Here is a 23,004-nt window from a genome sequence, read left to right as displayed (position 1 = left end):
CGTTTTTTTTGATCTTTTGGGAGGTAATTACCCAAGGGCAACACGTTCAAAACCGGTTACTTCCAGATTGGCTCCGGCGGTTTTGACATATTGGGAAACGCTCATTTTACTGTCTTTAATGAAATCCTGGTTAACCAGGGTATTGTCTTTAAAGAAACGCTTCAGTTTTCCCTGTGCAATTTTATCCAGCATGGCCTCAGGCTTGCCTTCCTCACGAAGCTGATCTTTTGCAATTTCAATTTCCTTATCGATGGTTGCCTGATCTACCTGCTCTTCATTCAGGGCTACAGGATTCATAGCAGCTGCCTGCATGGCAACATCTTTAGCGACCACTGCAGCATTGTCTACCACTTCAGATAACCCAACCAGGGTTGCAATTTTATTCCCGGCATGGATGTAAGACCCAACAAAGGGAGCACTTAGCTTACGGAATCCACCGATCTCGATTTTTTCTCCAATAACTCCGGTTTGTTCGATCAATTTCTCTGAAACGCTCAAACCGTTATAATCCGCATTCATAAAAGCATCTAGTGAATCATAAGAAAGAGCCAGGTCTGCCAGTTCATTGGCGAGGGTTACAAAGCTTTCGTTCTTGGCCACAAAGTCCGTTTCACAGTTAAGTGAAATAATAACCCCTTCAGTATTGGCATCATTTACTTTAGCGATGGCCGCACCTTCCGAAGAATCGCGGTCTGCACGCTTTGCAGCTACCTTTTGTCCCTTTTTCCTCAGGATTTCTATGGCTTTTTCAAAATCGCCTTCTGCTTCTACCAGGGCATTTTTGCAATCCATCATTCCGGCCCCGGTACTCTTCCTTAACTTATTTACCTCTGCTGCGGTAATTTTTACCATTGTTATAATTTTTGTGGGATTCGTCAGGATCCCGTTTCGTTATTGATTTTTTTGAAATAAGGGATTTATTCTACGCCTCCCTTGGCATTTTCCTGCCATTCTTTCAATGCGTCCCAGTCTCCGTCTGCAGCCATTTTTGCCTGCTTTGGCCAGCTGGTTGGGTCCAGGTGGGCCATCCTCGAACTGGCTTCGGTAAGGATTTCCTTGATCGCATCAGGTTTTGCCTTGGAAAGGGCTTCATATCCTGAAATTCCCGCCTTGGTTAAGGCCTCGGCTGCTTTGGGGCCAATACCTTCTATTTTGGTCAGGTCTTCGGCAGCTGCCTTTTTGGTTTCCTTCTTAGGGGCTTTTTCTTCCTTAGCTGGAGCTGCTTCAGTTTTGGTCTCTTCAACAGCTGCTTTTTCAGCCTTTTCGGCTTTCTTTACCTCTGTTTTTTCTTTCTTGGCAGGTGCTTCTGCTGTTGCTGTTTCACTCTTTTTGGAAACGGCTTTTTCTTCTTTCCCTTCCTTTTCTGCTGCTTTTTCAGATTTCCTTTCTGCAAGGCCGGCAGCTACTGCATCCGTTACATGGGTCATGATAACTTCAATAGATTTGGATGCATCGTCATTAGACGGGATCACGAAATCTATAGGCCGTGGATCTGAATTTGTATCCACCATAGCGAAGATAGGGATGTTCAACTTTTGGGCTTCTTTAACAGCAATGTGCTCGCGCATGGTATCTACAATGAACAGGGCCCCGGGTAAACGGGTCATCTCTGCAATAGATCCGAGGTTTTTTTCCAGTTTAGCACGCAGTCGTTCCACTTGCAGGCGCTCTTTCTTGGAAAGCGTATTAAAGGTTCCGTCTTTCTTCATTCTGTCGATAGACGCCATCTTCTTTACAGCTTTACGGATGGTTACAAAGTTTGTAAGCATCCCTCCCGGCCAGCGTTCGGTAATGTAAGGCATGTTAACCGCGGACACCTTGTCTGAAACAATGTCCTTAGCCTGTTTTTTAGTTGCTACAAAGAGGATTTTGCGGCCGGAGGCAGCAATTTTCTTCAATGCTTCACTGGCTTCATCCAGTTTTGCAACCGTTTTATAAAGGTTGATTACGTGAATCCCATTTCGCTCCATGTAGATGTAAGGAGCCATGTTCGGATTCCATTTACGGGTGAGGTGTCCAAAATGCACCCCTGCTTCCAATAATTCTTTAACTGCAGCGTTTGTCGCCATTTTAAAATTTAGTTTACGTTCTTTGAATGAGCAATGGTCAAGTGGTCGCCCGCAATAGGGTTCGCCTTCACCATTTAGATGCTAAACTAAAAGGTATTCAGAAGTGTAAAATATACTTCCGAATGTTAACTAGTTTCTCCGAAGAGAACTTTTCAAGGAACTAGGGTTAATATTAACCTGCCAGGCAGGCTTAAAACATATATAATCGGACCATGGTTTCCCATGGAGAAAATCTTATCGCTTGGAGAACTGGAACTTCTTACGGGCTTTCTTCTGACCGAATTTTTTACGTTCTACCATTCTCGGGTCTCTGGTAAGCAGCCCTTCAGGCTTCAATACAGAGCGGTTTTCCTCATCAATTTCGCATAAGGCACGAGATACAGCCAGGCGGATTGCTTCAGCCTGCCCCGTGATTCCACCCCCGAATACATTTATGTTCAGGTCGTAATTGGCATCCGTTTCCGTAAGGGTAAGGGGTTGTCTTACCTTGTATTGAAGTGTCGCTGTTGGAAAATATTCCTTGAACTCTTTTTTGTTTACGGTAATATTTCCTTTTCCTTCTGACAGATATACACGGGCCACAGCGGTTTTCCTTCTGCCTATTTTATGAATTACCTCCATTATTTAAGGTCATTTAAATTGATTGCCTTTGGTTTTTGTGCTTCCTGCTCGTGAGCAGCTCCTGCATATACCCGTAGGTTGCGGAAGAGGTCAGCGCCCAATCGGTTCTTTGGCAGCATCCCTTTAACAGCTCTTTCCACGAGTGCTGCCGGATTTTTCGCCAGCAGGTCCCGGGCCGTTTCAGATCTTTGTCCACCTGGATAACCGGTATAACGGATATATTCTTTAGAATCCCATTTTTTTCCGGAAAGGGATACCTTTTCAGCATTGATAATCACAACGTTATCCCCGCAATCCACATGTGGAGTAAAATTGGGCTTGTATTTTCCCCTCAGTATTTTAGCAACCTTGGAAGACAATCTTCCCAGGGTTTGCCCTTCGGCATCAACCAGTACCCATTCCTTCTGAACGGTATTCTTGTTGGCTGATATCGTTTTGTAGCTTAATGTATCCACTACCAATTTTTTAAATATTAAACACTTCAATCCCGAATAACGGGCTGCAAATGTACAATTATTAAGTTGAAATACAAACGCCTGAAAGGCAATATTTTTTTGCATTTAACGAATTATTCGCTCAATATCGCCTGTATCATTTAATGTGCTTCCAGCCAGTTGTCTCCCACACCGATGTCTACCACAAGGGGTACCGACAGTTCATAGGCCTGTTCCATTTCAGATTTGATCATATCCTTCACCCTGTCCAGTTCGGGTTTATATACGTCAAATACCAGTTCATCGTGAACCTGGAGGAGCATTTTGGTCTTTAGTTTATTTTCCCTGAGCTTATCATGAATACGGATCATGGCGATTTTGATAATATCGGCTGCACTTCCCTGAATAGGCGCATTAACGGCATTTCTTTCTGCCGCACCCCTTACCACTGCATTGCTTCCGTTGATATCCTTCAGATACCTCCTGCGCCCGAGTACGGTCTGAACGTAACCGTGTTCCCTGGCAAAGTCTATTTGCTCACTGATGTAATTGCGCAGCTTCGGATAAGTTTTATAATAAGTATCTATCAGCTCTTTGGCTTCAGTGCGGCTGAGGTCGGTCTGATTGCTGAGCCCGAAAGCCGACACCCCGTAAATAATCCCGAAGTTCACGGTTTTTGCGTTGGAACGCTGTTCCCTTGTTACCTCCTCAAGGGGTACCTGAAAAACTTTGGCAGCCGTGGAGGCGTGAATGTCTTCCCCGCGCTTAAAGGAATCAATCATATTGGTTTCCTCACTCAGGGCAGCAATAATGCGTAGCTCAATCTGTGAGTAGTCTGCCGCAAGCAGGCAATATTCTTCATTTCTTGGAATAAAGGCTTTTCGGATTTGCCTGCCCCTTTCGGTTCGAATGGGGATATTCTGCAAGTTAGGGTTGTTACTGCTTAACCTTCCTGTGGCTGCTACCGTTTGCATATAATCTGTATGAACCCGGCCGGTAACCCTGGAGACCTGGTCGGGGAGCGCATCCACATAGGTGCTCTTGAGTTTGCTGAGCCCCCGGTAGTCCAGTACTGCCCGTACGATTTTGTGGTCCTTTGCCAGGTCTGAGAGTACGTCTTCAGCGGTGGAATACTGGCCTGTTTTTGTCTTCTTCGGTTTATCGACCAGTTTTAGCTTGTCGAATAAAATTTCCCCAAGCTGTTTTGGAGATCCAATATTGAATTCTGCGCCAGCCTCTTTGTATATCTCTGCTTCCAGGGATACAATATCGTCTTCAAGTGCCCCTGAAAGACCTTTTAAAAATGCGGTATCCAGATTTATGCCTTCCAATTCCATATCTGCAAGTACCCTTAGCAGCGGAATTTCTATGTCCGTAAAAAGCTCACGAGTATTGGCATCCTGTAATTCCGGGGCAAATTTCTGGGCAAGTTGCAGGGTGATATCTGCATCTTCAACAGCGTATTCGGTTTGCTCCTCCAGAGATACCTGCCGCATGCTCAATTGATTTTTCCCCTTTTTGCCGATCAGCTCCGTAATGGAGATAGGCGTATAGTTCAGATAAGTCTCGGATAGCACATCCATATTATGGCGCATATCCGGGTTGATCAGGTAATGTGCCAGCATCGTATCAAACAGCCTGCCATGGACCTGAATACCGTAGGTGCTCAAAACTTTTATATCATACTTCAGATTTTGCCCTACTTTCTCAATTTTATCCGATTCAAAAAAAGGTTTTAGTAATTCCAGTAATTCCAGGGCTTCCTCCTTCTCCGGGGGAAAAGGAATGTAAAAACCTTTATGCGCCTCCCAGCTGAAGGCAATTCCGACCAGTTCCGCCTCTAACGGATCCAGGGAAGTAGTCTCCGTGTCAAAGCAGACGGTAGTCTGTTCCATCAGACTTTTTATAAAGAGCTTTTGACCCATACCCGGCTGAACCAGCTGATACAGGTGCGGCACATCCTTGATGGATTTCCTTCCGCTGAAAGCAACCACTTCAGAGGTGTCCGCATCGGATCCGAAAAGGGAGAATTGACCGCTGCCGGCTTCCCGCTGTTGTTTGCGGGCCGTTTCAGTACTGCTTACCTGGGTGGTCTGGGTATCGTCTTCCTCTGAGAAGATTTTAAGGAACTGATCCCTGAGACGGCGAAATTCCAGCTCTTCGAATATTTCCTGCACTTTTTTGCTGTCGGGAACGCTTAACTCGTAATCTTTTTCATCGAAAGTTACATCGCAGGTAATACAGATGGTGGCCAGCTTTTTGGATAATTTTCCGAGTTCCGCATTCTCGATGATTCGTTCCTTCATTTTTCCTTTAAGCTGGTCTGTATTTTCCAGCAGATTTTCAAGGGAACCGAACTCATCTATAAACTTCTTTGCGGTTTTATCTCCAACCCCGGGAAAGCCGGGGATATTATCACTGCTATCTCCCATCATGCCCAGGTAATCAATTACCTGTTCCGGGCGCTGTACCCCAAATCTTTTCTGGACTTCAGGGATACCCCAAATCTCAATACCGTTACCCATGCGGGCCGGCCTGTACATGAATATATTTTCGGAAACCAATTGTCCGAAATCTTTGTCCGGGGTCACCATAAATACCTGGTAATCCTGTTTTTCAGCCTGTTTGGCAAGTGTGCCTATTATATCGTCTGCCTCCAGGCCAGACACCTCAATACAAGGGATATGCATGGCCTTCAGGATTTTTTGTATCCAGGGGATGGCTATCCTGATGGCGTCGGGGGTTTCATCCCGGTTGGCCTTATATTCCGGATACAACTCGGTTCGCTCACTGCTTCCGTCTTTGTCAAAGCAAACGGCCAGGTGGTCCGGTTTCTCTCTTCGGATCACATCGAAGAGCGAATTCATGAACCCCATAATCGCTGAGGTATCCATCCCTTTGGAATTGATTCTGGGATTCTTGATCAGGGCGTAATATCCCCTGAAGATAAGCGCATAGGCATCGAGTAAAAAAAGGCGTTTTTTTTCAGACATATCTGTGGGTTTCTCAGCGTTTCAAAGCTAAGAAGATTCTCATGATTTCAGGTAACTCTCCGAGGGGATATTGCGATGGCCCTGGGTATCGTATTTCCGATAACTGAACCCCGGATGTATACAATAGGCCCCGGTTTCTCCTTTTTTATTCAGGGCGAGAAAACCGATCTGAAAATCCAGTTTTCCATTGTTTTTAGCAATAATACGGGCTACCCCTTCTTCACAGGCTTTCTGAGGAGACATCCCCTGCCTCATTAATTCAACAATCAAAAAACTGCCCACGGTACGGATTACTTCTTCTCCCACCCCCGTTGCTGTAGCACCCCCAACTTCATTGTCAATATAAAGACCGGCACCAATGACCGGGGAATCTCCGACACGCCCACGCATTTTATAAGCCATGCCGCTGGTAGTGCAGGCCCCCGCAAGATTTCCGTTTTTGTCCCTGGCGAGCATTCCGATGGTATCGTGGTTTTCAATATTTATAACGGGTTCATAGCGGGAGGTTTCCTGCCATTCCAGCCATTGTTTTTTTGATTTCTCGGTGAGCAGGTCTTTGAGTTCAAATCCGGAATCCAGTGCAAATTGCCGGGCGCCGGCCCCTACAAGGATTACATGCGGAGTGTCCTCCATTACCTTCCGGGCCACACAAACGGGGTGGACAATCCCTTCCAGCCCCATTACGGAGCCGCACCTCCCCTTGGAATCCATAATACAGGCATCCAGGCTTACAATCCCGTCCCGGTCGGGCCGCCCCCCGTAACCTACGGTCTGGTTTTCGGGGTCTGCTTCTTCAACCATTACACCCTGCTCTACTGCATTCAGGGCACTGCCGTTTTGATCGAGCACTTCCCAGGCCTTTGCGGTGGCATTTCCAAAGTCCCAGGTGCAAACGGCAATTGCACCGCCCGATGAAGCGGCTACTGGCTTTGTGGTTTCCCCTTCACAGGACATTAGCGAACTGCCACTGAGCAGTCCGGCAGATCCCAAAGATGAATTTCTGATAAATTTCCTTCTGTCCATAGCTGGAAGCGATTACTTTTAGTGAAATAAAGATACATATTATGATTCTGGAAGTTTGTGCGCATTCACTCGAATCTGCCCTTATTGCCCAGCAAGCCGGTGCAGACCGGCTTGAATTCTGTTCCGAACTGGCTATAGGGGGTATAACGCCATCTCATGGAATGCTACAACAAGTACGGGAGAAGGTTCAGATTCCGGTTCATGTGCTGATCCGTCCGCGTTCCGGGAATTTTACCTATTCAGAAGCGGAAACAGCAGCCATGCTACGGGATATTGAACTTTGCCGTTCCCTCGGATTTGAAGGTGTTGTTAGCGGGTGCCTGACTCCTGAGCGCCGGCCAGACCTTGCTAAATTGAAAGTTTTAAGAAATGCCGCCAGGGGGATGCACTTAACGTTTCACCGTGCTTTCGATTGGGTTTCGGATCCTGAAACAGCCTTCAGTGAACTCATTGCGCACGGAATTGACGGCCTGCTCAGCAGCGGGCAAAGGAATACGGCAGCTGAGGGCCTTGAATTGCTGAAAAGATTGCAGGGGTTTGCTGCGGAGCCGATAATTGTAGCAGGAGGAGGTATTAATGCCTCCAATATCGGGGATTTTTCAGGTACGGGTTTTCAGGCGATTCATCTTTCAGGAATACCCAGGCAACCCACGCCATCAGAAAGGGTTCCCCTGCCCATGAATAACCTGCAATTGTTGCGGGAAGACTTTCTGCTGCAAAGTGACCAAAAAGCACTGGAGGCTATCCGTGAACATCTGGATAATCCTAATCAGGAGACTGTGTAAGCCCTAAAAGAGATATATTTGTAAACTATATGATTCGTTGGATCCTTTTTATAATCGTCTATTTGGCGATGGGCCTTTACACCCTGCAGGCGCTTCGCTCAGGGACCCGTTTTCCCTGGGTGTATTTTGTATATATGGCGGTAGCGCTTCTGATCCTGGGAAATTTTATTTATCAATTCAGTTGGGCGGAAGAAGGGGGCAGGGTCCTGAGCCGGCCCAAGAGTTATGCCGTAGGATTTCTTCTGGCTATACTTACTTTCAACCTGATCACCATTCTCTTTCTCTTTTCGGAAGATATCTTCAGGCTTATATTCGCTGCCTACCACAAAATAGGGGGGAGGTCGGATGAATTTACACTTCCTACCCGTAGAAGGTTTTTAAGCCTGATGGCCCTTGGCATTGCTTCTATCCCTTTCGGGGCGCTGTTATACGGAATGTACCGGGGTAAATACCGGTTCAGGGTTCTTAAATACAACCTGGAGTTTAAAGAATTACCGGAAGCATTTCACAATTATACCATTACGCAAATTTCGGACATCCATAGTGGCAGTTTTGACAACCGAGAAAAAATTGAATACGGCGTTTCGCTGATTAATGAGCAAAAAAGCGATGTGCTACTCTTTACCGGGGATATGGTAAATAACAAGGCCGAGGAGATGTTGCCGTGGAAAGAACTTTTCGGAACACTCGATGCCCCGGACGGGAAATATTCCATATTGGGAAACCATGATTACGGGGATTATTATACATGGGAAACTGAAGAGGCCAAGGTTCAGAATCTTGAAGACCTCAAACATATGCAGAAAGAAATGGGATTCGATCTGCTCTTAAATGAACACCGTTATTTGCAAAAAGGGAATGAAAAAATAGCCCTGATAGGAGTTGAAAACTGGGGCAGGGGAGGCTTTAAGAAAGCCGGAGATCTCAGAAAGGCCACCGCAGGCCTGGAGAAGGATGTTTTCAGAATCCTTTTAAGCCACGATCCCTCCCATTGGGAAGACCAGGTAATTGAGGATGAATTACACTATCACCTTACCCTCAGCGGGCATACCCACGGGATGCAATTTGGGATAGAGATACCCGGTTGGGTAAAATGGAGCCCCGTAAAATGGCGCTATAAGTACTGGGCAGGGATTTATGAGGAATTGGGACAGTATATTAATGTAAACAGGGGCTTTGGTTTTCTGGGGTATCCCGGAAGGGTGGGGATATGGCCCGAAATTACAGTAATCACCCTTAAGAAAAAGGGAATGGCCTGAAGCGGTTTGTGAGATTCCGTCTAAAACAGGCAGTTTCCGTTTGGATTTAACAATTTTTCTTACTTTTGATTTGTAACCCAATCATTGCTATATGTCTAAATTCGGTGAACTTATAGATCAGAGTATCCCGGTGCTTTTGGATTTCTACGCCGAGTGGAACGAACAATCTACTTCTATGCATCCCGTCCTCAGGGATGTAGCTGCCGCCCTTGGCGATAAAGGCAAGGTTATCAAAATAGATGTTGACAAGAACAAGGAGCTATCGCAGGCCTTACGCATAAAGGGCCTTCCTACCCTTATGATTTATAAGAAGGGGGAGATGGTTTGGAGGCAAAGCGGTGAACAGGATGCCAACACCCTTATCGGCATTCTCAACGAGTATATCTAGCAGCCTGAAAGCCTTTTCTATTTGCTTTAGCTTCCCAATCCCAAAATTAATTTTCCACAACCGTATCCTGCAGTGAGGTGCTGTCCGGTACCATAGTACTGTCTGGCAAATCCGGATCGGGCTCTGTTACTTCCGGAATCTCGGGCAGGCTTTCTTCCAGGGGGTTTTCGGTAAACTGGAAACGATCCAGTTGCTCATTAAAAATAAGGGTTTCCTTTTCGGCCAGGTCCCTCTGGTCATTTTCTATTAGGATATCGATAATACGCCTGTAGGCTTCCATATCCCCCAGGATTTCTTCAATATTGTCGTATTGCTCGTCCAGTGGAATGCCTGCATAATAATCCAGGCGGTCCAGATAGATGCCTTTGAGCTGATTGAACAACTCCCGCGCCTTTTCCGTTTCCCCCACCTGGTAATAGCCTTCCATAAAGGGTTCCACGAAGGTGTAGAATTCAAAATATTTAACGGGCAGGTGGGTCATTGCCAATTCAATGACATTTTTAGCCTTTTCAATTTTGTTCTCGGCGATAAGGGCTTCCATGAGCCGCGCAAGGTTACTCCTGAAGGAAAGACCCTGTGAGCGGGTTTGAGTGTCGTGATAAATTTCAGAACTTCCGGAATTGCCCCATTCCCAATTCATAACCACCTCATACATGCGATCGGTATCGATGCGACCCAGCTCAAAGGCGGAGCGGTTTTGGGTTTTTATAGGTACCAGTTTATAAGCAAGCCCTTCCAGTTGCAGGTAATCTTTCATCCATAAGTATTCTGCATCATCAAAACTACCCCCGGAGAAATAAATAGGACGCTTCCAGTCATTGTTTGCAAGGATATCGAGCATCAAAATCCGGTTTTTGGCCATAGCGCTAGGGAGGTCTATATCGATGTAATCTACTATAAGGGCAGAGTCTTTGGGCTTTACAATCCCGTATTTCAATACATTTTCCTTATTGACCGGCACCCTTATCTTATTGGTGGGATAATAAACAAGGTCCAGCGTGCTTTCGGGGTACTGATTGATATCCAGGCCATTTTTTTCAAGGTAATAACGGAATTTGGTCTCCGGCCGGTCACTCCCGATCCAGTTCATAAAATCCTTGATATTCCAGCGGTTCTCCGTAATTTGCTGATAATAGATAACATCCCTGTTGCCATAACGATAAAGGTTATGAGTGAGCTGAGACGGGATGGGCTCGCTTTCATAGGCCTTTCGTTTCATCTGGTCTACATACCAGTCCGTCGCAAAAAGGCTGGTACAAATCACGCGTACATCCGTTCTGTATTTCTCTATTTCCTGGGCATACCACAATGGGAAGGTGTCGTTATCCCCAATGGTAAATAACATGGCTCCGGCATCTTCCACACAGCTATCCAGATAAGCTTTGGCACTGGAGCGGGCCGTATACCGACCTGAGCGATCGTGATCATCCCAGTTCTGGTATGCCATCAGGGTAGGCACGGCCAATAAGCAAACCAGGCTGATAACAGGTGCCCAGATTTTGGGGCTGATCCATTTTTTGAATTCTTCGTACAGCCCCAGTACCCCCATCCCTATCCAGATGGAAAAAATATAGAAGGACCCTACCAGGGAATAATCCCTTTCCCGGGGTTGGAAGACATAGGGGTTGGTATAAAATTGAATGGCGATCCCGGTGAACATAAAGAAAACAAACAAAACCCAGAATTGTTTAGGGTTGCGGGAAATCTGAAAGATTATTCCAATAATCCCCAGCAGCAGCGGCAAAAAGAAGTAGGTATTGCGCCCTTTGTTATCCAGTTTGTCCTGAGGCAGGTTATCCTGACTCCCCAGGCGGATGGCGTCGATAAATTTGATTCCGCTGAGCCATTCGCCCTGTCCGTTATATCGCCCTTGCTTATCGTCCTGTTTCCCTACAAAATTCCACATAAAGTACCGCCAGTACATGTACCCGAACTGGAACTGCAACATAAAGCGGACATTATCCCATACAGAGGGTGGATGCACTTCTAGTTCTTCCCCGAAGCGCCTTAAAAAGGTGATATACTGGCCTTCGTCAATTTCCCCGTTGGCCAGGGCCATCCGAAGTTGTGAGGTGGCTCTGCGCAACTCTTCATTGTTCTTTTTCAGGCTGAAGTCAAGCGGGCCAAAATACTTCATATAATTTTCGGCGTGCTGGTTGCTCCACATACGGGGGAGCAGGCCAATGTGTTTTTCATTGGGACCGGGCAGGGCTTCCTTATAGTGGTTTACTATAATATATTTCCCTGTCTTTTCATCCTTTTCATATTTGGGCTTATCATCCCGGTTGGGGCCGGCAGGTGCAAAGAGATCGGAGTAATAGGCGCCGTAAACCGGACTATCCGTACCCGGGTATTGCTCCCGGTTGTAATAGGCCAGCAGGGCACGGGCATCGGCCGGGTTATTCTCATTGATGATTACGTTTGCATTGGCACGAATGGGCAGCATAAGCCAGGAGGAGAACCCGAGGAACAAAAACATACCACAAAGGACCAGGGTGTTGGCTTTCCTGTAATTGTTGCGGCGGGTATAGTGCAGGCCAAAATAAAAAGCGGAAGCAAACAATATCCCGATAATAATGGTCCCGGAATTGAAAGGCAGCCCTACTTCATTAATAAAGAATACTTCGCCCCATCCGAATAATTTGAGGACATAGGTGAGAGAGAATTTATATACGAGGATAAGGACGGCCACAACCGCCACATTGGCCAACAGAAAGTTTTTAACGGTGGTAGTCTTATATCTTTTAAAGTAATACAACAGCCCGATGGATGGGATGGCCAAAAAGCCCATGAATTGTATCCCGAAGGTCAGGCCTACAACAAAACAGATCAGTACCAGCCAGCGATTTCCCCTGGGGCTGTCCAGGTTATCTGTCCATTTAAGGCCCATCCAGAGCAAGACAGACATAATGAAACTAGCCATGGCGTAAACCTCGGTTTCAACAGCGTTGAACCAGAAACTATCTGAATAGGTGAGTGTAAGACACCCCACCAGCCCGGCACCCAGTATGGCCATTGCTTTGCCGCTACTGAGTTTCTCTGTAGCCCCAAGGAGCTTACCACTGAGATTGGTAATTGTCCAGAACATGAACAGAATGGTAAAGGCCGCGGAAACTCCGGAAACATAGTTGACCATTTTTGCTACCTGGTCGGCTTCCAGGGCAAACAGTGAAAAGAAGGCACCAATCATCTGAAGTAGGGGGGCTCCCGGAGGGTGGGCCACCTGAAGTTTGGCAGAGGTAGCAATATATTCCCCGGCATCCCAGAAACTGCCGGTAGGTTCTACTGTAATACCATAGGTAATAAGGGCAATAAAAAAAACAAACCACCCCATCAGAGTGTTGATCTTCTCGAAGTTCTTTACTAACATGTAGCGGTCCTTTTACGGGTACGGGGCGAATTTAGTAATTAATGCCCAGAAGCTGTGGCATTTTTTATAAACGTTTAACAGCCTCGCACGCGTATGAGGTTTCGATAAATCTGATATAAATTGTTTGTGCAAATCAACATTTGTATTAAATTTGCACGCTCAAGAAACACTGGCCTATGGTGTAATTGGCAACACTACTGGTTTTGGTCCAGTCATTCTAGGTTCGAGTCCTAGTAGGCCAACTTAAGACCCATCCCGCAAGGAGATGGGTTTTTTGTTTCCATTAATTATTTCCTTTTATAAATATTCCCTGGCTTTTACCCCTCTGTATAAGTCCAGAATAATGCCGGATTCAGTTCTATCGGTATAATGGGGACTGCTTCTTACAGGCAAGGTATAGTGCCTGGATTAACTCTTGAAAAAAAAATTCCGTCCGCTTTGCAATTCTTAAAATTTTCTTAAATTCAGCCAAAACATTTAGACCATTAACATTATGAAGCACTCTTTTTTTAAGCGCATGGCTGTCCTTGCCGGCGCCGGAATGGTATTGTTTGCCTGTACAAACGATACCTTAAAAAACGATGAAACTCTTGATCTGCAGAACGTCCTGGAAGAAACTGTAGACCCCGCTGTTTTTAATCAGGGTAGTTATGTCATCGAAGGATCTTATATAGTGGTATTTAACCGAAAGTTGACCGGGGATGTCGGGGCACGTTACGGCAATGATTACAAGGCGGCCAATGCGGCTGTGAAGGATTTGGCAACCAAAATACTGGGAGGACTCCAATTGAAAGGAGAGGCCATTGAACACGTGTATAGCAAGACCCTTACCGGGGTTTCGGTTAGCATGAGTGAAAAGCAGGCCACTGAACTGGCGACAGATGAGCGAGTGGCCTATATCGAAAAGGACCAAATGTTCACCCTGGCTCCCCCACCTGGAAAAGGCCCGGGAGGTGGAGATAATGATGGCGGAGGCTCCGCCACCCAGGAAACCCCATGGGGGATCACCCGGGTTAACGGGGGTGTAGCTTATACCGGTAGTAATGTTGCCTGGATCATTGATTCTGGTATCGATGCCACCCACGAGGACCTCAATGTAGATGTAGCCAGAGGCTTCAATGCCTTTACCAAAGGCCGGGATGCTGACCTTTCAGCCGATGGAAATGGGCACGGAACCCATGTGGCCGGTACGGTAGCTGCTATAGATAATAATGTAGGCGTCGTAGGCGTTGCCGCCGGAGCCACGGTGATACCGGTTAAGGTGCTGGACAGCCGCGGCAGTGGATCCTATTCTGGTGTGATTGCAGGCGTAGACCATGTTGCTGCTAACGGCAGTGCCGGTGATGTTGCCAACATGAGCCTGGGCGGTGGCTTTTCACAGGCCGTCAACGATGCAGTAATTGCAGCATCTGCAAAGGTTAAATTTGCCCTGGCTGCTGGGAATGAAAGTACGAATGCCGGAACGAAATCCCCGGCCTCTGCCAATGGAAATAATATTTACACTATCTCTGCCATGTCCGAAGGGGATGTCTGGGCTTCTTTTTCCAATTACAACAACCCTCCTGTTGATTATTGCGAGCCGGGAATGGCCATCAAATCTACCTGGAAGGGGGGTGGTTACAATACCATCAGTGGTACGTCAATGGCAGCGCCACACGCCTGTGGCCTCTTACTTCTGGGAAATATTAGCAGCTTTGATACCGTGATCGGAGACCCCGATGGTAGTCCGGATCCAATCGGAGTTAATTAATACAACAAAGATTTAGCATAAATAAGTGAAGGCCCCTGAAAAGGGGCTTTCCTTTTTCTGACAGGCCACAACAGAACTTTGCATTAGCTGTTAGTTGCCGGAAAACGTTCATTAAGGGAACTTAATGGCCTCTAAAGAGATTATATCCCGCAAGGAGATGGTTTTTTTGTTTTCGTAAAAAAAGCTAGGAGCCCGGGTCGTTCGGATTGATATCCCTTTCATTCTCTCCGGGGTCTTTTGGGGTTAGGGGTGATTTTGGATCCAGTTCAACCGCGCGGCTGGGGAGTTCCTCTTCATAAGCCACATCACGTGCCTGAAACTCCCTGTCCAGTTCATCCAGCGGACCCGCTGTTTGCTGTTTGTTCCTAATCATGGCCCAGGTCATGATAAGGCTGGTTCCGATGATTATAAATAATAGGATACCCGGTTCAAAGCCGGCAACTACAGCATCTGAAGGGATTGCATAAAAGAGTAATACGGTTATGAGCCCGCGCGGAGCTACAAATAGCTGTGGAAGGATATCTTTACCAAAGAAAATCCGAAGTATCAAAAAGCGTATCCCGTAAATGGATGCCAGGATCAGAACGCTTATCAATAAGACTTTCAGGCTGAACAGGGAGGAAAGCACAATGGTCAGCCCGAAGACTACAAAAAAGAAAGTCCGGACCACAAATGCGGTTTCCAGGGTAATTATATGCAACTCGTGATATATTTGATCTGCTCTTTCCACTTTGAGGTACTTCCTTAATTTCCCCCCGAAAAACAGTTTCATATTGGCGATGACCAGTCCGAATATCAGGATGATGATGAGGGAAGACAGGTGTAATTTCTTCCCGATGGCATACAGCAACAAGAGAACAGCAATAAGAAGGAACTGTTTGGCCTGGCTCTTGATTTCCTGGAAAATTAGGATGATGGCATAACTGGCTATCACTGCTACCACAATAGTCAGGAAAATACTCCCTGTAAAACCAGCCGCGCCTATCGCTTCGGCAGGATTCATCTGACCGGCCAGATAGTAGAAAAGTATGATCCCTGCAATGTCGGAAAAGGTGCTTTCATAGATATGGAATTCTTTTTTTTCAGCTTTGAGGCCTCCTACACTCGGGATGATAATTGCACTGGAAAGGATGGAAAGTGGGGTTGCATATAACCAGGCCGCGCTCAGGCTCATGCCCGGAACAAGCGAGTGCAGGATCCAGGCCGCTGCCCAGGCGGAAAGCATTAAACCGGCCAGGGCTATCAATAAAGACTTCAGGATAGCCCATGTCTTTTCCTTTCGAAGCTCCAGTTCCAGTGCTGCCTCCAGTACAATCATGATAAGGCCCACGATTCCGAGGAGTTCAAGAGCGGGGAACAGGTCAGGAAGGCTGCTCACAAAAAACTTTGCCACATACTGTAAGATCACGCCCAGGCCGATAAGCATCAGTACGGACGGGATATTGGTCTTTTTTGAGAGCCCGTTAAACCAGAAAGAGAGGATCAGGATAAGGGAGGCTTCAATAATTAGGTTGTAGGACGAGAAAATTTCCATAGGGAGATTTAGGCATTTGCCTTAAAGGTAAGTTGTTATGGGCATATGGACTAAAACATTTATTTTAAAAGCATTCTTAGGATTTCCGAAAATGTTCGTATATTTGCAGCACTGAAAGAATAGAAGGTATTCATGAGGGGACAATTTGTCCCCTCTTTTATTACCGGTATTTAAATGCAGACAGGCAATATGGCAGGGACGCAGCTTGAAGAAAAAGTTAAGGAATTACTGGATGATGCATTCGCAGAGAAGCCTAATTTGTTCCTTTTAGAGCTAACCATCCTGCCGGATCAGACGATAAGGGTGATCATTGACGGGGACGAAGGGGTTAACCTTCAGGATTGCATGGACATCAGCAGGGCCATTGAACATTCACTGGACCGGGATCAATATGATTTCTCCCTGGAAGTAAGTTCGGCAGGGGCAACCCAGCCACTGGAACAGCCCAGGCAATACCCTAAGCATATCGGAAGAACGCTGGAGGTGCAAACAGCGGGCAAAACGGTTAAAGGGACCCTGACCGCAACTAGCGAAACGGGAATAACCCTGAACTGGAAGACAAGAGAGCCAAAGCCGGTTGGCAAAGGCAAACACACCGTAAAGAAGGAGGCTAAAATCCCCTTTGCGGAAATTGAACAGGCAAAAGTAGTTTTAAAATTCTAATGGCAGCGTAAAATGGAAAATCTCGCGTTAATTGAATCATTCTCGGAATTTAAGGATGATAAATTTATCGACAGGGTAACCTTGATGGCAATTCTGGAAGAAGTCTTCCGAAGTGCTTTGAAGCGGAAATTCGGATCGGATGACAATTTCGATATCATTATTAACCCGGACAAAGGTGACCTTGAAATTTGGAGGAACCGGGTTGTTGTGCCCGATGGGGAGGTAGAAGAGCCCAACGAGGAGATTTCTCTGAGCGAAGCCAGGAAAATTGAGCCGGATTTTGAAGTGGGCGAAGATGTATCTGAGGAGGTGAAACTGAAAGATCTTGGACGACGGGCTATTCTGGCGCTTCGTCAGAACCTGATTGCAAAAATCCACGAGCACGACAACACAACCATTTACAAGCAATTCAAGGACCTTGAAGGGGAGATCTATACGGCGGAAGTACACCATATCCGTCATAAAGCAATCATCCTGCTCGACGACGAGGGAAATGAAATCCTTATGCCAAAGGAAAAACAGATCCCGTCCGACTTTTTCCGTAAGGGAGATAACGTCAGAGGAATAATTGAGAGCGTTGAGCTAAAAGGCAACAAACCCCTTATTATAATGTCCAGAACTTCTCCTGTATTCCTTGAGCAGTTGTTCCATCAGGAAATCCCTGAAGTATTTGATGGCCTGATCACCATTAAAAAGGCCGTGCGGATCCCTGGCGAAAAAGCAAAGGTTGCCGTAGATTCCTATGATGACAGAATTGATCCGGTAGGTGCCTGTGTGGGGATGAAAGGTTCCCGTATCCACGGGATTGTAAGGGAATTGGGCAATGAGAATATCGATGTCATAAACTGGACCAATAATCCGCAGTTGATGGTAACGCGCGCCCTGAGCCCTGCCCGGGTAACCCAGGTAAAACTCAATGATGAAAACATGACGGCGCAGGTTTACCTGAAACCGGAAGAGGTTTCCAAGGCGATCGGAAGAGGCGGGCATAACATCCGCCTGGCAGGACAGTTAACGGGATACGAGATCGATGTTTTCAGGGAAGGTGTGGAGGAAGACGTAGAACTCAGAGAGTTTTCTGATGAGATTGAAGCCTGGATCATTGAAGAGTTTAAGAAAATTGGCCTGGATACGGCCCGTAGCGTCCTTGAACAGGACGTTGAGGATCTGGTGAAAAGAACCGATCTGGAAGAAGAGACGATTTTGGATGTGATTCGCATCCTCAAAGAAGAATTTGAAGATTAAGCTATATATTAGCAACGTAATAGCGCAAAACGAAGGAATTTTTTATGGCAGATAATGCAACCATAAGGCTTAACAAAGTCTTGAGAGAACTCAATATTTCACTGGATAGGGCAGTGGACTATCTGGCGTCCCAGGGGCACCAGGTGGATGCACGTCCAACCACCAAGATATCCAATGAAGTATACCAGGTATTGCTGGATGAGTTCCAGACCGATATGAGCAAAAAGGTTGCTTCCAAGGAAGTAGGAGAGGAAAAGCGTAAGGAAAAAGAAGCCATTCGGCTTCAATTAGAACAGGAACAGGAAGAGCGAAGGCTTGCCAGGGAAAAACGCGCAGCCGCCAAAGAGGTTGTAAAAGCCAAAGCGGAACTGAGCGGGCCTAAGACCGTCGGAAAAATAGATCTGGATGCCCCTGCCAAAAAGGAAGTTAAGCCAGAAGCTGAGGAACAACCTGCCGCAAAAGAGGAGAAAGCTGAGGTAAAGGCACCTGAAAAAGAAGTTAAAAAGCCCAAAGAAGAAGCGCCGAAGGAAGTTGCCAAGGAGGAAAAGGAAAAGGAAAAGGAAAAGCCTGATACTATAGAAACCCAGTACCAGAAGCTTAGCGGGCCAAAGATTACCGATAAAATAGACCTGTCCAAATTTGAAAAGCCCAAAAAGAAGAAAGAGGAAAAGAGTTCTTCAGGGGATGATCGCAAACGCCGGCGTAAACGAATTGTAAGCAAGGCAGATTCCCCGGGTGGACGTTCCAGAGGAACGGGTCGCAGAGGTCAGGGAGCTGCAACAGCTAAAGTAGAGCCTACCGAAGAAGAAGTTCAGAAGCAGGTAAGGGAAACCCTGGAAAAATTGCAGGGTAAATCCAAAAAAGGCAAAGGAGCCAAGTACCGTCGAGACAAGCGGGACCAGCACCGTCAGCAAACCGAAAAAGACCTCGAGCAGCAGGAACTGGATAGCAAAACCCTGAAGGTAACTGAATTTGTTACCGTAGGAGAGGTGGCTGCCATGATGGATATTCCGACCACCAGTATCATTTCGGCCTGTATGTCCCTGGGGATCATGGTAACCATGAACCAGCGGCTGGATGCTGAAACCCTGTCTATAGTAGCCGATGAATTCGGATATGAAGTGGAATTCGTTACTGCGGACATTGAGGAAACCATAGAAGAGGAGGATGATGCTCCTGAAGATCTGAAACCAAGAGCCCCTATTGTAACTGTTATGGGGCACGTGGATCACGGGAAAACATCCCTTCTGGATCATATAAGGAATGAAAATGTAATCGCTGGAGAAAGCGGGGGTATTACCCAGCACATAGGTGCGTATGGGGTAACCCTCAATAATGGCCAGCGTATTACTTTCCTGGATACCCCGGGCCACGAGGCCTTTACCGCAATGCGGGCAAGGGGTGCTCAGGTTACGGATATTGCGATTATCGTAATCGCGGCAGATGACGACATCATGCCCCAAACCAAGGAGGCGATCAGCCATGCACAGGCAGCGGGAGTACCAATCGTCTTTGCGATAAATAAAATAGACCGCCCAACAGCTAATCCGGATAAAATCAAGGAGGGGCTGGCCAATATGAACTTACTGGTCGAAGATTGGGGTGGTAAAATTCAATCCCATGACATTTCGGCAAAAACCGGAGCAGGCGTTAAGGAATTACTTGAAAAAGTATTGCTTGAAGCAGAATTACTGGAACTAAAGGCCAACCCGGATAAACTTGCCAGTGGAACGGTAGTTGAGGCATTTCTTGACAAAGGAAGAGGGTATGTTTCTACGGTATTGGTACAGGGGGGAACCCTGACCATCGGTGATTATGTGCTGGCAGGAACCTGCAGTGGAAAAGTCAAAGCCATGCAGGATGAGCGCGGGAAAAATGTAAAAAAGGCCGGACCTTCTACTCCAATCTCCATATTGGGACTGGACGGAGCTCCTCAGGCCGGGGATAAATTTAACGTCCTGGAAGATGAACGGGAGGCCAAACAAATAGCTGCCAAGCGCAGCCAGTTGTTAAGGGAGCAATCTGTACGTACACAAAGACATATCACCCTGGATGAAATCGGAAGACGAATTGCGCTGGGTGACTTTAAAGAACTGAACATAATCCTTAAAGGGGATGTGGACGGATCTGTGGAAGCGCTGTCGGATTCTTTCCAGAAACTTTCTACGGATGAGATACAGGTAAATATTATCCATAAAGGTGTTGGCGCCATCACGGAATCTGATGTGCTACTGGCCTCAGCTTCGGATGCGATCGTAATCGGCTTTAATGTAAGGCCTATGGGGAACGCACGTGAACTGGCAGACAAAGAAGAAATAGATATCCGACTCTACTCGATTATCTATGACGCTATAAATGACCTGAAAGACGCCATGGAGGGAATGCTTTCGCCGGAAATTAAGGAGGAGATAACCGGAACGGCTGAGATCCGCGAGACCTTCAAGATTTCCAAGATCGGAACGATTGCCGGGTGTATGGTAACCAGCGGTAAGGTTTACAGAAACTCCAATATCCGTCTGATACGGGATGGAGTTGTTATCTTCACCGGGGAACTGTCTTCCTTAAAGCGTTTTAAAGACGACGTCAAAGAAGTTTCCAAAGGATATGACTGTGGCCTTCAGATCAAAAATTACAACGACATCAAAGAAGGAGACATTGTGGAAGCCTTCCAGGAAGTCGCAGTAAAAAAGACGCTCTAATTGAGATAACAGAAGTATAATAGAAAAAAGCCCGGAAGCAAGCTGCTCCCGGGCTTTTTTTAGTTAGTTGCTTTACCTTTTAATTTTCTGTTCCGGGCCGCAAAATAAGTGCCCCGGGATACTTTTTACGAACTTCCTGATATTGCTTTTCTGCCTCCAGCCTTGTTTTGAATCGCCCCAGCTGAACCCTATATGTGGGTGAATCAAAAACAATTTTTGCCCTCCATTGCGGAAATTCATCAGAAGCCTCAGCCTTCAGGTTTTCGGCCAACTCGTAATTTCCAAAACCAATCTGAATGGTGAAGTAGGTGGAACTGGATACCCCTTTTTTATAAATATCCATAAGTTTATCTATTTTGGGATCCTGTTCTATGGAAACCTGTCCGGTCTGTGCATGTAATTTGGAAAGGCTGAAAACCAGACATGCCAGGATGATCATTGCATTTTTCATAGGGCGTATCATTGATCGGATTAAGCCATCAAAGGTACTTGATTTACGGTATTTGAGAGATAAAATTAGCATTATTTAGAATTATTATAAATTATAAATTATAAAACCTTTAAGATTTCCAAAATAAAGTCTATGTCGTATTTTTGACGACAATTTGAACCCTGCAAAATCCTGGTAAAATCAGTGGGATATTACCTGAATTTTGTCTGGCCAAACCAAACAAAAAGCCTTAACAGACGGTCATTCAAATGTTTGAAAGCACAAAACGTGCCAGCATGAATACAGCATCGTCGGGGCTAAGGAAAATATTGAACAGCAACACATGAAAAAGGTTTCCAACCGCCATCCGTTGACAGCGATTTTTGGTTTTTCCCTAGTAGTTTCCCTACTTTTTTCACCCGCACTTTCGGCTCAGGACGAGGCAGCTGCCCAGGCGGCAGCGGATACTGAGGCCGTTGCAGCCAGTGGTGATGAGGGGCCTTGTGGTCCGGGAGACCCGGAAAAAGGAAAGCAATTGTTTAACCAGAATTGTGCTGCCTGCCACAATTTGAACCGAAAAATGACAGGCCCTGCCCTGGCCAATGTGGCATCCCGTCTGATAGAAGAGGAAGGTTTGGATTGTGAATGGATCTATTCCTGGATCAAGAACAGTCCTGGAATGATCAGTTCTGGCGACGCTTACGCAAATAAAATTTACAACGAATACAACCAGGCGGCCATGACCGCCTTTCCGACCCTCTCCAATCAGGATATCAACGATATCCTGGCGTATACCGAAGAACCGCCTCCGGCTCCGGCAGCAGCAGTGGCTGCTCCGGCAGCAGGGGAAGCTCAGGCCGCGTCGGGAGGGGTTTCCAATGAATTGATCTTAGGGGCGCTTGCTCTGGTTTTTGCCTTGCTGGTAATGATGCTGATTCTTGTGAACAAAACGCTCAGGAGAATTGCAGAAGCCAACGGGGTGGTTATGGAAAAGGCCAAAGCCGAAAAACGCACACCGATCTGGAAAGCCTTTGCGCAAAATCAATTTTTAGTGCTGGTTACTGCTATATTCTTTCTGCTTGGGTCTGCTTATTTTGCTTACGGGTGGATGATGCAGGTAGGGGTAGATCAGGGATATGCACCCATACAGCCGATCCATTACTCCCACAGAATCCATGCAGGAGTGAACAAGATAGAGTGTAAATATTGCCACTCTTCGGCCCGTGTATCCAAGCATTCAGGGATTCCATCCCTAAATGTCTGTATGAACTGTCACAAATCCATCTACGAATACAAAGGAGATGGTACGCCTCCTTCAGCTGAAGATCTGGCAAACGGGTATACCAATGAATTTTATACGGGAGAGATCAAGAAATTGTACAAGGCCGTGGGCTGGGATGAAGAAAACCAGCAATACACAGGGGAGACACAACCTGTTGAGTGGGTCCGAATCCACAATCTGCCTGACTTCGCCTACTTCAATCACTCCCAGCACGTAACGGTAGGGCAGATTGAATGCCAGACCTGTCACGGTCCGGTTGAAGAAATGGAAATCATGTACCAGTACTCCCCGCTGACAATGGGATGGTGTATCAATTGCCACCGTGAGACCAACGTACAGATGGAAGGCAACGAGTACTACGAGCAAATTCATGAAGAGCTTGCCAAGAAATACGGAGTGGATAAAGTGACTGCAGCCCAGATGGGTGGTCTGGAATGTGGCAAGTGTCATTATTAATCA

Annotated in this window: 17 protein-coding genes and 1 tRNA gene; 9 read left to right on the top strand and 9 right to left on the bottom strand. The window is 46.5% G+C overall.

Annotated features, from left to right (window positions below; genetic code table 11):
* Positions 1 to 27 precede the first annotated feature (27 nt).
* The 6 genes from tsf to ACT6NV_RS03835 form a co-directional block, all read right to left on the bottom strand.
* Positions 28 to 852: a translation elongation factor Ts gene (gene tsf, locus ACT6NV_RS03860; protein ID WP_445385953.1), complete on the bottom strand. Its 825-nt coding sequence runs from the start codon at positions 850 to 852 to the stop codon at positions 28 to 30.
* A 65-nt stretch (positions 853 to 917) separates the two neighbouring features.
* Positions 918 to 2,069, bottom strand: coding sequence for a 30S ribosomal protein S2 (gene rpsB / locus ACT6NV_RS03855; RefSeq protein WP_445385952.1), 1,152 nt, complete (start codon positions 2,067 to 2,069; stop codon positions 918 to 920).
* A 234-nt stretch (positions 2,070 to 2,303) separates the two neighbouring features.
* Positions 2,304 to 2,690, bottom strand: coding sequence for a 30S ribosomal protein S9 (gene rpsI, locus ACT6NV_RS03850; RefSeq protein WP_445385951.1), 387 nt, complete (start codon positions 2,688 to 2,690; stop codon positions 2,304 to 2,306).
* Positions 2,690 to 3,145, bottom strand: a complete 456-nt coding sequence (gene rplM / locus ACT6NV_RS03845) for a 50S ribosomal protein L13 (RefSeq protein ID WP_445385950.1) — start codon at positions 3,143 to 3,145, stop codon at positions 2,690 to 2,692. Before rplM ends, rpsI begins: the two co-directional genes overlap by 1 nt.
* A gap of 140 nt (positions 3,146 to 3,285) precedes the next feature.
* Positions 3,286 to 6,117 carry a DNA polymerase I gene (gene polA / locus ACT6NV_RS03840; protein WP_445385949.1) on the bottom strand — a complete coding sequence of 944 codons (2,832 nt, stop codon included), beginning with the start codon at positions 6,115 to 6,117 and terminating at the stop codon, positions 3,286 to 3,288.
* A 39-nt stretch (positions 6,118 to 6,156) separates the two neighbouring features.
* Positions 6,157 to 7,140, bottom strand: coding sequence for an isoaspartyl peptidase/L-asparaginase family protein (locus ACT6NV_RS03835; protein WP_445385948.1), 984 nt, complete (start codon positions 7,138 to 7,140; stop codon positions 6,157 to 6,159).
* A gap of 41 nt (positions 7,141 to 7,181) precedes the next feature.
* Between ACT6NV_RS03835 and ACT6NV_RS03830 the strand changes: the two genes are divergently transcribed.
* The 3 genes from ACT6NV_RS03830 (at position 7,182) to ACT6NV_RS03820 (ending at position 9,572) form a co-directional block, all read left to right on the top strand.
* On the top strand, positions 7,182 to 7,925 hold the full coding sequence (locus ACT6NV_RS03830; RefSeq protein ID WP_445385947.1) for a copper homeostasis protein CutC: 744 nt from the start codon (positions 7,182 to 7,184) through the stop codon (positions 7,923 to 7,925).
* 29 nt (positions 7,926 to 7,954) lie between these two features.
* Complete coding sequence (locus tag ACT6NV_RS03825) at positions 7,955 to 9,184, top strand: metallophosphoesterase (protein ID WP_445385946.1); 1,230 nt, start codon at positions 7,955 to 7,957, stop codon at positions 9,182 to 9,184.
* A gap of 91 nt (positions 9,185 to 9,275) precedes the next feature.
* Positions 9,276 to 9,572, top strand: coding sequence for a thioredoxin family protein (locus ACT6NV_RS03820; protein ID WP_445383155.1), 297 nt, complete (start codon positions 9,276 to 9,278; stop codon positions 9,570 to 9,572).
* Positions 9,573 to 9,618: 46 nt separating this feature from the next.
* Here the strand turns inward: ACT6NV_RS03820 and ACT6NV_RS03815 are convergent, their stop codons facing one another.
* Positions 9,619 to 12,942, bottom strand: coding sequence for a protein O-mannosyl-transferase family (locus ACT6NV_RS03815; protein WP_445385945.1), 3,324 nt, complete (start codon positions 12,940 to 12,942; stop codon positions 9,619 to 9,621).
* A gap of 170 nt (positions 12,943 to 13,112) precedes the next feature.
* On the opposite strand from ACT6NV_RS03815, the gene ACT6NV_RS03810 reads away from it, so the two are divergent.
* Together ACT6NV_RS03810 and ACT6NV_RS03805 are read left to right on the top strand one after the other, a co-directional pair.
* A tRNA-Gln gene (locus ACT6NV_RS03810) sits at positions 13,113 to 13,184 on the top strand.
* A 251-nt stretch (positions 13,185 to 13,435) separates the two neighbouring features.
* On the top strand, positions 13,436 to 14,692 hold the full coding sequence (locus ACT6NV_RS03805) for a S8 family serine peptidase (RefSeq protein ID WP_445385944.1): 1,257 nt from the start codon (positions 13,436 to 13,438) through the stop codon (positions 14,690 to 14,692).
* A 184-nt stretch (positions 14,693 to 14,876) separates the two neighbouring features.
* Here ACT6NV_RS03805 and ACT6NV_RS03800 read toward each other — a convergent pair whose 3' ends face one another.
* Positions 14,877 to 16,226, bottom strand: a complete 1,350-nt coding sequence (locus tag ACT6NV_RS03800; RefSeq protein WP_445385943.1) for a cation:proton antiporter domain-containing protein — start codon at positions 16,224 to 16,226, stop codon at positions 14,877 to 14,879.
* Between the two features lie 189 nt (positions 16,227 to 16,415).
* On the opposite strand from ACT6NV_RS03800, the gene rimP reads away from it, so the two are divergent.
* From rimP to infB, 3 genes are read left to right on the top strand one after another with little or no spacing between them, the layout of a single operon-like run.
* Complete coding sequence (rimP, locus tag ACT6NV_RS03795; RefSeq protein WP_445385942.1) at positions 16,416 to 16,889, top strand: ribosome assembly cofactor RimP; 474 nt, start codon at positions 16,416 to 16,418, stop codon at positions 16,887 to 16,889.
* A 12-nt stretch (positions 16,890 to 16,901) separates the two neighbouring features.
* Positions 16,902 to 18,134, top strand: coding sequence for a transcription termination factor NusA (gene nusA, locus ACT6NV_RS03790; protein ID WP_445383150.1), 1,233 nt, complete (start codon positions 16,902 to 16,904; stop codon positions 18,132 to 18,134).
* A 44-nt stretch (positions 18,135 to 18,178) separates the two neighbouring features.
* Positions 18,179 to 20,833, top strand: a complete 2,655-nt coding sequence (gene infB / locus ACT6NV_RS03785; protein WP_445385941.1) for a translation initiation factor IF-2 — start codon at positions 18,179 to 18,181, stop codon at positions 20,831 to 20,833.
* A gap of 79 nt (positions 20,834 to 20,912) precedes the next feature.
* On the opposite strand, the gene ACT6NV_RS03780 is transcribed toward infB, so the two are convergent.
* Entirely contained in the window at positions 20,913 to 21,284 is a 372-nt protein-coding gene (locus ACT6NV_RS03780; protein WP_445385940.1) for an SPOR domain-containing protein, read from the bottom strand.
* A 322-nt stretch (positions 21,285 to 21,606) separates the two neighbouring features.
* On the opposite strand from ACT6NV_RS03780, the gene ACT6NV_RS03775 reads away from it, so the two are divergent.
* On the top strand, positions 21,607 to 23,001 hold the full coding sequence (locus ACT6NV_RS03775; RefSeq protein WP_445385939.1) for a cytochrome c3 family protein: 1,395 nt from the start codon (positions 21,607 to 21,609) through the stop codon (positions 22,999 to 23,001).
* Positions 23,002 to 23,004: the final 3 nt, after the last annotated feature.

The organism is Robiginitalea insularis, from assembly GCF_052497835.1.
This window is presented reverse-complemented; position numbering and strand designations above follow the sequence as displayed.

Coding starts and splice junctions, on each gene's coding strand:
- tsf (WP_445385953.1), bottom strand. CDS start 852: ATGGTAAAAATTACCGCAGCAGAGGTAAATAAGTTAAGGAAGAGTACC.
- rpsB (WP_445385952.1), bottom strand. CDS start 2,069: ATGGCGACAAACGCTGCAGTTAAAGAATTATTGGAAGCAGGGGTGCAT.
- rpsI (WP_445385951.1), bottom strand. CDS start 2,690: ATGGAGGTAATTCATAAAATAGGCAGAAGGAAAACCGCTGTGGCCCGT.
- polA (WP_445385949.1), bottom strand. CDS start 6,117: ATGTCTGAAAAAAAACGCCTTTTTTTACTCGATGCCTATGCGCTTATC.
- ACT6NV_RS03835 (WP_445385948.1), bottom strand. CDS start 7,140: ATGGACAGAAGGAAATTTATCAGAAATTCATCTTTGGGATCTGCCGGA.
- ACT6NV_RS03830 (WP_445385947.1), top strand. CDS start 7,182: ATGATTCTGGAAGTTTGTGCGCATTCACTCGAATCTGCCCTTATTGCC.
- ACT6NV_RS03825 (WP_445385946.1), top strand. CDS start 7,955: ATGATTCGTTGGATCCTTTTTATAATCGTCTATTTGGCGATGGGCCTT.
- ACT6NV_RS03820 (WP_445383155.1), top strand. CDS start 9,276: ATGTCTAAATTCGGTGAACTTATAGATCAGAGTATCCCGGTGCTTTTG.
- ACT6NV_RS03815 (WP_445385945.1), bottom strand. CDS start 12,942: ATGTTAGTAAAGAACTTCGAGAAGATCAACACTCTGATGGGGTGGTTT.
- ACT6NV_RS03805 (WP_445385944.1), top strand. CDS start 13,436: ATGAAGCACTCTTTTTTTAAGCGCATGGCTGTCCTTGCCGGCGCCGGA.
- ACT6NV_RS03800 (WP_445385943.1), bottom strand. CDS start 16,226: ATGGAAATTTTCTCGTCCTACAACCTAATTATTGAAGCCTCCCTTATC.
- rimP (WP_445385942.1), top strand. CDS start 16,416: ATGGCAGGGACGCAGCTTGAAGAAAAAGTTAAGGAATTACTGGATGAT.
- nusA (WP_445383150.1), top strand. CDS start 16,902: ATGGAAAATCTCGCGTTAATTGAATCATTCTCGGAATTTAAGGATGAT.
- infB (WP_445385941.1), top strand. CDS start 18,179: ATGGCAGATAATGCAACCATAAGGCTTAACAAAGTCTTGAGAGAACTC.
- ACT6NV_RS03780 (WP_445385940.1), bottom strand. CDS start 21,284: ATGAAAAATGCAATGATCATCCTGGCATGTCTGGTTTTCAGCCTTTCC.
- ACT6NV_RS03775 (WP_445385939.1), top strand. CDS start 21,607: ATGAAAAAGGTTTCCAACCGCCATCCGTTGACAGCGATTTTTGGTTTT.